The organism is Microvirga calopogonii, from assembly GCF_003347665.1.
In the GTDB taxonomy this organism is placed as follows: Bacteria; Pseudomonadota; Alphaproteobacteria; order Rhizobiales; family Beijerinckiaceae; genus Microvirga; species Microvirga calopogonii.
Window position 1 is genome coordinate 1 of sequence record NZ_QDGA01000168.1, and the last position, 7,508, is coordinate 7,508.

A 7,508-nucleotide genomic window follows, 5' to 3' on the forward strand; every position below is an offset into this window, starting at 1 on the left:
ACATCCAAGGTCTGAGCCCGTTGCATGATCTGGCCCGTGTCCAGCGCCAGCTCCCACTCACATCCGGTCGCTGCGCGCACGCAGCCGCACCATCATCCCGCTTGCAGCGGACGAGGGCTCAGGCGACGGGACCCTTCTGTAGTGCGGCATGCCAAGCCCTATTGCACATCGGTCCGTCCTCCTGGATCCGCCGGACCTGATCAGGGTCCAGCGAAGCACATCCACTCAGTCGTGCCGTGCCTTACGCAGACCTCATCACGGCACCCTCGATGATCACCCCAGCGGTCACATACTTCCACAGCGCGACGAGAAGTTTGCGGGCCAGCGCCACGATCATCGGCTTCTTCAGGCGCCCGCCGTTGCGCCGGACACGCTCCTGGAACCACTGGCTCAGGGCTGAGGCGGGCTGATGGCGCAGCCACAACCAGGCGAGCTGGATCATGGTGGTGCGCAGGCGTGGGTTGCCGGCCTTCGACACGCCTTGCTCGCGATCAATCGATCCGCTCTTCCAGGGGGTGGGGGCCAGGCCCGCATAGGCCGCCACCTGCCGGCGATTGGCGAAGGTGCGGAACAGGCCCTCCGCCCACAGAACAGCGGCGGCTTCCTGACCGATGCCTTTCAGGGGAAGCAGTCGCCCCGGTGGCACGGCGCCGGCCTCCTCATGGGCAGAGGCAAGCAGCTGGTCCCGCTCGGCTTCCACCGCCTTGATCTGTTCCAGCAGCAGCTCCAGCCGATCGAGTTCGCGGCTGATCTGGGTCTTCAGGTGCACTGGCAGCGGCCGGCCATCACCGGTCGTGAGCGCCTCGAGCCGTGTTCTGCGGTCGCGGTGCAGGGGCTCATAGTCGCCGATCCCCTGCGCGAACAGCAGGCCCTTGATCCGGTTGACGTGCTGAACGCGCTCGGCCGTGAGCGTCTTGCGCTCGCGGCTGATGCGGCGCCGATCCTCCTGCTCAGGCGTGGGAGCCCGGACCATCGCACACACCCGCGGCTCCCCACGCTTGTAGGCCAGCAGCGTGCGCACCAGGGCCTCGCCGTCGATCTTGTCGGTCTTGGCCCGCCGGCAGCGGCGCGAGACCGCAATCGAGGCGGGATCGACCACATGGCTCTCGATCCCCTCGCTCTCCAGCACGCGATGGATCCAGAACCCATCCAGACCCGCCTCCTGGATGACAATGATCGGAAATAGCTGACCGGTTCGAGTGCGCGCTTTCTCCTGCAACTGAGCAAGCCGCGTCAGCAGGCCGGCCACATCGCCGCCGCGCACGCTGTGCTTGGACATTGTCTCCCCGGCCCCGGGCGACAGGGACGTGATCAGCCAGACCGAACGACTGAGTTCCAGTGAGACGAAGATTGCGCCAAGATGGGTGCGGATAGCGGTTTGCTCAAATCGGGGCTCAACGGACATCGGTTGGTCTCCAGCGTGAGTGGATATCGCAACCTCACTCTGCCAGAGAGTGGACCGCTATCCACCCCCATAGGATCTGTAATGTTAGAATGCCAAGACCCGCGCATCGCTGACGACGCGGAAGGATCTACTGGGTGATGACATGATCACGAGCGATGCGGACATCCTGAGGGAGGCCGAAGCCTGGAAGCGCGCTGGCAGGGGCGTTGCGGTTGCGACCGTCGTCGAGACCTGGGGATCTGCACCCCGCCCGGTTGGAAGTCGTCTCGTCATCGATGAAGCCGCCAACTTCCTGGGTTCCGTTTCTGGCGGCTGCGTCGAGGGTGCGGTGATCACGGAAGCCCTGGATGCTGGAATTCGGAATTGCCGACGAGACAGCTTGGCAGGTCGGTCTCACCTGCGGCGGACGCATCCGTGTCTAGGTCATCGGCAGGATGATTCACCAGAACGGCTCCCAATCGTGCAGCTGTGCTGCTGTGGCAGGCAATGACTGGGGCAGTCCTGGACTTCGACGGATTCGTGCTCATAACCCTTCCTTCTCATCGAGAACTCGACGGATCGGTCGTCGCGTCTCGTCGGGCAAGGGCCGTGCCAAAATCAGAGAGACGTCGTCTGTCGAATGGGAGCGGCCGGAAGCCGGCCGGGAGCGGCCGGACGGCGAAAGTTTGGTCCTAAGCGACATTCCTAATCAGGGGACCAGTCCCGCTTGGCTTGCCACCGGTGCTGGCAAGGTGGCCACGAGTGTTATTCGGCTTTGAACCTCGACCCTATCACGTGTCACGCGTAAGCCTCTCGGCGGCTTGAGGTCTTTCTCAGAGTGCGAGGGTCATGAGCGGCGCCGACTGTGACCCCTCTGTCATAGCGGTTTGTTTCGCATGTTCAGCCAGTTGCACCCGTTCTGATAGGGGGTCAACTTTTGGGTGCCGATTTACACCGGAGGGCGGGCTCGACATCGGCTTCCATCAGGATCTGGAGCACGCTTTCGGCGACACTGCGCAGAAAGTCGCCGTCGTCGGCCTTCGCCATCAGCTCAGCCAGTGGTAGTCTGTCATCGGTCATTGGGGTTCCTTCAGCTGGGGGCAGTCGAGCAACTCCACCATAGCCGGTCCTCCCAATGACCACCTCATCCCATCACCCGGCGCGTCAGCAAATTTCCACCACCAGCGCGGACTCTACCGGTCTGGAAGGAGGCCGCACTCAAAGCCGCTCAGGAGCGGCTTGAGGCATTCGGTGCACCTGGAGAGACCACGCAGCCGGAGGGCAGACGGACACGACCACTGCGTTTTCCCGGCTGTCCAGCTCCTGCAGGGCAGGGGTGGTTAACCTCTGGTTAACCCTGTTGGCCGACCATGATCCCAGCAGGCCAATCACAGCACATTCGCGGGCCTGATTTCCGAACAACCTTTCCGTTTCAGAGGGTGCCTTCGCGCGCTCCGTCCAGGGTATATGCTCATGAGCCGACAGCCTCTCGTTCTGCTTGTTTCCGGTGATCGGTTGGCCGGGATGACAACCGCCAGCAGCTTGGTCGGCTACGGCTATGAGGTGCTCCTTCCCAGTACTGTCGAGGAGGCTGGGCATCTGCTTCGCACGAACCGGCGCATCAGTGTTCTGGTCATCGACACCGATCTCGGGCTGGCTGGTGCCGGCCTCTGCCTTGCCAGGGACGCCCGTGTGTCCGATCCCGACCTCAAGGTGATCTACACCTCACGCATGCCCTTCAGATTGCGGGACACCGAGAAGGTCAGCGGGGCTCCGTGCCTGCGCACGCCTTACCGTCCGCATCAACTCGCCGGTGTGATCAGCCAACTGGTCCGACGGATTGCGCCTGAGGAGGCGGCAGCGTACGCGGCATGAGCATACGAGGGTAAGGACGGATCAGCAGCGCCCTCCCGAAGGATGAATGGTTGGGGAGCCGGGTGTCATTCGGCGTTGAACTCAGACCCGTTCATGGACCGAGGGTAAGCCGCTGATTGGCTTGGAACCTTCTGCGGATTGAGAGGGTCACGACCGGCGCTGATTGTAACCTCTTTCTTAGAGCTGTTTATTTTGCTGATCCAACTGGTTGCGCCTGTTCGGACGGGGGCAACCGTTCTGAGCCAAGTCACAATCTTGTTCTGGCCCAGGCAGTCCCAAGCGAGGAACAGCCCGCAGCATGGGAGCGTTGGAGCTTGCGATTGGACGGAGGAGCGCAGCAGTGAACCGCATCATCTGGATTATCGGGGCCATCGTCGTCATTCTGGCGATCTTGTCGTTCCTCGGGCTGCGATAACTCTCCCTGGGACACTGCTCTACACCCAAAGTCCGAGCCGGCTGAAGCTCAGAGGATCTACGGAAGCAGATACTCCTCAAGCGGCAGTGCGTCGTCCGTGAGAGACTGGGTGATGGGCTGATCCGCCGGGAGAGGCGCTGTTCCTGCGCTGTCGTTCGCAATCGCGCCAATCGTCAGTTTAAGGCGCGAAACTCACCACCCCACCGACCACGCTTTGTCGGTGGGGCAGGCGGCACAATAGCTGCACCGCTTGAGGAATTACCCTCAGCAGTTGGTCTGCTGCTTTGTCGTTGTGCTCCCCGTCACATCATTGGTCTTTTGCTGCGTTGTGGTCGAGCAGCCTGTCGTTCCGGTGGTGCCGACATCCCGGTGTTCAATCTTGATGTTCTTCTGGTCTGGTCCTGAGGCAGCATCACCAGCCGCACCACCGACGCCGGCACCCACGGCTGCCCCAACCGGACCACCAACAACCGCACCCGCCGCGCCACCGGCTGCGGCACCGGCTGCTGCGCCGCCAGTTTCAGCAACAGCGAGGGTTGGGAACACCAGGGCGGCGGCAACGAAAACATACTTCAGTTCGCTACGCATGGCTGCTTCTCCGTATGATTCAATCGCTCACGGCGATCCGATCCTCAATCAACGGGGGTGGCACAAGAGCGTTTCAGCTCGGCTTTTATGATGGCGTGGCTCCTCATTGATCCCGCCTGATGGGGTAATCGTCCCAACAGCAACTGGGTCAGATCGTGACCCGAGCGCCCACCTCGACCGCTTGATCCTCCGGGATGCAGAACTGGTCCGAGACATCGCTCGCAGCGCGGGCCATTGGAATGAACAGGTAGTCCTGCCAGAGCGGCAGGCCTGATTGGGCCGAGGGTTGCAGCGCCCGCCGTGACAGGAAGAACGAGGCGTCCTCCAGATCGAAATTGGCTGCCTTCAGCGCCCTGGGCACGTTCGGGTGCTCCATGAAGCCGAACCGCACCATCACCCGCGAGAACCGGTCCGAGAGCTTCTCAATCGTGACGCGGCCCTCGTCATGCAGGCGTGGCACCTCTTCGGTCACGACGGTCAGGAGCACGTTGTGGTCATGCAGCACCTTGTTGTGCTTCAGGTTGTGCAGCAGGGCGGCCGGCACGTCCTGAGCGTTCCCGGTCAGGAAGATGGCGGTTCCCGGAACACGTGGCACCGGGCTGGTCTCGGCCCTGCGCATGAACTCGGCCAATGGCGGGCGGCCCCGGTGCGAGATCTCCGCCAGCAGGTGCGTGCCCTTGCGCCAAGTCCACATCAGGATGAATAGGCCTGTGCCGACCAGAAGCGGGAACCAGCCACCGTGCGGGATCTTAAGAGCGTTCGCCCCGAGGAAGACGAGCTCGATAGCGAGGAACGGCGCAATCACCAGCGCGGCCACAGCTGGCGACCAGCGCCAGAACTTCCACGCCACGATGAACAGCAGGGACGATGTGATCACCATGTCACCGGTCACGGCAAGTCCGTAAGCCGCAGCCAGGGCGCTCGACGACTCGAACAGGACGACGACCAGGATGACGGCGAAGAGCAGGAGCCAGTTGATGAACGGGACATAGATCTGGCCCTTCTCGGTCTCGGAGGTACGCATCACCCGGAAGCGGGGCAGCACGCCGAGGTGCATCGCCTGCTCCGAGATCGAGAACGCGCCGGTGATCACTGCCTGGCTGGCGATGATCGTGGCCACCGTGGCGAGGATCACCATCGGCAATAGCGTCCAGGACGGGTAGAGCAGGAAGAACGGGTTCTCTAGCCCCTCGGGATGGGCCAGCAGCATGGCGCCTTGACCGAGATAGTTGAGGGCGAGTGCCGGTAGGACGAGGCCGAGCCAGGCCGTGCGGATCGGTGTCCGACCGAAGTGACCCATGTCAGCATAGAGCGCCTCCGCGCCGGTCACCGACAGGAACACCGCGCCGAGCGCAAGCAGCCCGGCGGTGCCGTGGTTGGCCACAAAGCCGAGGCCGTGCACCGGGTTGATGGCGGCAAGGATGCTCAGGTCATCCCGGATGTGCATCAGGCCGCCCAGAGCCATGACGACGAACCAGAAGGCGGTGATCGGGCCGAACCAGGCGGCCACGCTCGCCGTGCCGAAGCGCTGGACGGCGAAGAGGGTGATAAGGATCACCAGACTGAGTGGCACCACGTAGGGATCGAAGGCGGGCGTGACCAGCTTGAGGCCCTCAACCGCCGAGAGGACGGAGATGGCAGGGGTGATGATGGTGTCGCCGTAGAACAGGGACGCGCCGATCATGCCGAGAACGATGGTGATCCCGGTGCTGTGGCCGAGGGCTCGTTGGGCCAGGGTCACGAGCGAGAGGGTGCCGCCCTCACCGTTGTTGTCGGCTCGAAGGACAAAGACCACGTACTTGATCGTCACGATGATGATCAGCGTCCACAGAATGAGAGAGACCACCCCCAGCACCATCTCACGGGTAAGGGCGCTGGAGCCCGCATGACCCGTCGCGGCGGCCAGGCTCTCCTTCAGTGCATAGAGTGGGCTGGTGCCGATGTCGCCGTAGACGACCCCGATGGTACCAAGGGTGAGAGCCCAGAAGGAGGTCGGGACGGCATGCCCATGTCCCGCCGGGGCGACTTCCACCCGTTCGCTGATCCCGGTCGCAGCCATCAACCCACCCGTTCTTCCAGAGGGGAGTAGGACTCCCGTCGGCTCAACGTGCCTGCGCGGTGGAGGGTTTCACTCCTGAGGGCCGCGTGTTCTGACCGCCAAGGCGATTGAAAGTAGTCCCGATTGTGGGCTGGATCACTCTACGTCGGCTGGGCCGGCGGGAACCGGGAGCCAATGGGAGGGCTCCAGCACGACGCTGCTATCTATGTAGGCCAGCCATTTCCCCCGGAACCAGACGCCCGTGTGCCAGCCCCCTGATCAGGGCAGAACAGGAGGAGCGGGTGATCGTCTTCCTGCGGAGCGGTGGAGATGGGTTGTGGGGTCATGACTATTCCTGCCGGAGACCGAAAGCCTGTGCCGTAGCCAATACTTCCCAGCAAGAGCTAGGCCCGCAATGCTACGGGTTGTCCCCAGGGGACCGGCTGAGGAGCCGCCCCTCCAAGGCCCGACTCCAACGATGCCATTGGGAAGGTCGGGAATGGCACGAGGCAGACGATGGCCGAGTTTTCGTATTCATAGGGAAAGCTGACCTTCATGAGGCCACGCTCAATGGCTCAGTTTGACCGAGGCCGTGTGAAAACGCGGTTGCTGACGTGCGGATGACGAGCGCTGGTTTGCGGGTACCGTGATGGTGCGCATGGGCGGGCGTGTGGCGTCAGGCTTCGAGAGCCTTCAGCAGCGGCTGGACACCGAGGATGCTGATTATCCGCTTCAGGTTGTAGGCCAGCACGTGCAGGCTCATCTCGGTTTTGACCTTCTCCAAGGTCTTCATCAGGAAGTGCGTGCTGCCCATCCAGGCCTTGATGGTCCCGAACGGATGCTCCACCGTCTGCCGCCTGATCGTCATGGCCTCCGGCATCCGCTCCAGCCGAGCCTGCATCCGGTCAAGCACATCCTCATGCTGCCAGCGCTTTTACCCGCTTGTGCGTGTCCGGCGTGCAGCGGGGCTTGAGGGCACAGCTCGAACAGGCGGTCAGATTCCGGTAATGATCGATATTGTCCCGGCGATCTGAACGCACCTTGCCCTTGGTCAGGTGCTGGCCCGCCGGGCAGGTGTAGTGGTCCTGCTCGGCGTCGTAGATGAAGTCCTGCCCGGTGAAGAGACCGCGCTTGGTGTTGCCGGAGGTCAGCGTCTTGGGAACATAGGGCAGGACACCGCTGCCCTCGCAGGCCAGCACCTCGTCACC

Annotated in this window: 5 protein-coding genes and 2 pseudogenes; 2 read left to right on the forward strand and 5 right to left on the reverse strand. The window is 63.0% G+C overall.

The features are described 5' to 3' along the window. Positions 1–241: 241 nt before the first annotated feature. A complete protein-coding gene (locus DDF70_RS34615; protein WP_114944612.1) occupies positions 242–1,405 on the reverse strand; it encodes an IS110 family RNA-guided transposase in 1,164 nt (387 codons plus the stop codon). A gap of 142 nt (positions 1,406–1,547) precedes the next feature. Between DDF70_RS34615 and DDF70_RS34620 the strand changes: the two are divergent. Beyond that, a pseudogene (locus tag DDF70_RS34620) lies at positions 1,548–1,827 on the forward strand (XdhC family protein). A 487-nt stretch (positions 1,828–2,314) separates the two neighbouring features. Here the strand turns inward: DDF70_RS34620 and DDF70_RS34625 are convergent. Continuing rightward, a complete protein-coding gene (locus DDF70_RS34625; protein WP_205772621.1) occupies positions 2,315–2,464 on the reverse strand; it encodes a hypothetical protein in 150 nt (49 codons plus the stop codon). Between the two features lie 393 nt (positions 2,465–2,857). On the opposite strand from DDF70_RS34625, the gene DDF70_RS34630 reads away from it, so the two are divergent. Next, positions 2,858–3,259, forward strand: coding sequence for a response regulator (locus DDF70_RS34630; protein WP_162820888.1), 402 nt, complete (start codon positions 2,858–2,860; stop codon positions 3,257–3,259). 679 nt (positions 3,260–3,938) lie between these two features. Here DDF70_RS34630 and DDF70_RS34635 read toward each other — a convergent pair. From DDF70_RS34635 to DDF70_RS34645, 3 genes and pseudogenes are all read right to left on the reverse strand, one after another. Beyond that, positions 3,939–4,262, reverse strand: a complete 324-nt coding sequence (locus DDF70_RS34635) for a hypothetical protein (protein ID WP_114949067.1) — start codon at positions 4,260–4,262, stop codon at positions 3,939–3,941. A gap of 148 nt (positions 4,263–4,410) precedes the next feature. Further along, on the reverse strand, positions 4,411–6,321 hold the full coding sequence (locus tag DDF70_RS34640) for a potassium transporter Kup (protein ID WP_114949068.1): 1,911 nt from the start codon (positions 6,319–6,321) through the stop codon (positions 4,411–4,413). Positions 6,322–6,976: 655 nt separating this feature from the next. Beyond that, positions 6,977–7,508: pseudogene (locus DDF70_RS34645) on the reverse strand (transposase); the annotation flags it as partial.

What these genes read in the sequence shown, in the direction of transcription:
- DDF70_RS34630 (WP_162820888.1), top strand. Translation starts at nt 2,858, where the DNA reads ATGAGCCGACAGCCTCTCGTTCTGCTTGTTTCCGGTGATCGGTTGGCC.
- DDF70_RS34635 (WP_114949067.1), bottom strand. Translation starts at nt 4,262, where the DNA reads ATGCGTAGCGAACTGAAGTATGTTTTCGTTGCCGCCGCCCTGGTGTTC.
- DDF70_RS34625 (WP_205772621.1), bottom strand. Translation starts at nt 2,464, where the DNA reads ATGACCGATGACAGACTACCACTGGCTGAGCTGATGGCGAAGGCCGAC.
- DDF70_RS34615 (WP_114944612.1), bottom strand. Translation starts at nt 1,405, where the DNA reads ATGTCCGTTGAGCCCCGATTTGAGCAAACCGCTATCCGCACCCATCTT.
- DDF70_RS34640 (WP_114949068.1), bottom strand. Translation starts at nt 6,321, where the DNA reads ATGGCTGCGACCGGGATCAGCGAACGGGTGGAAGTCGCCCCGGCGGGA.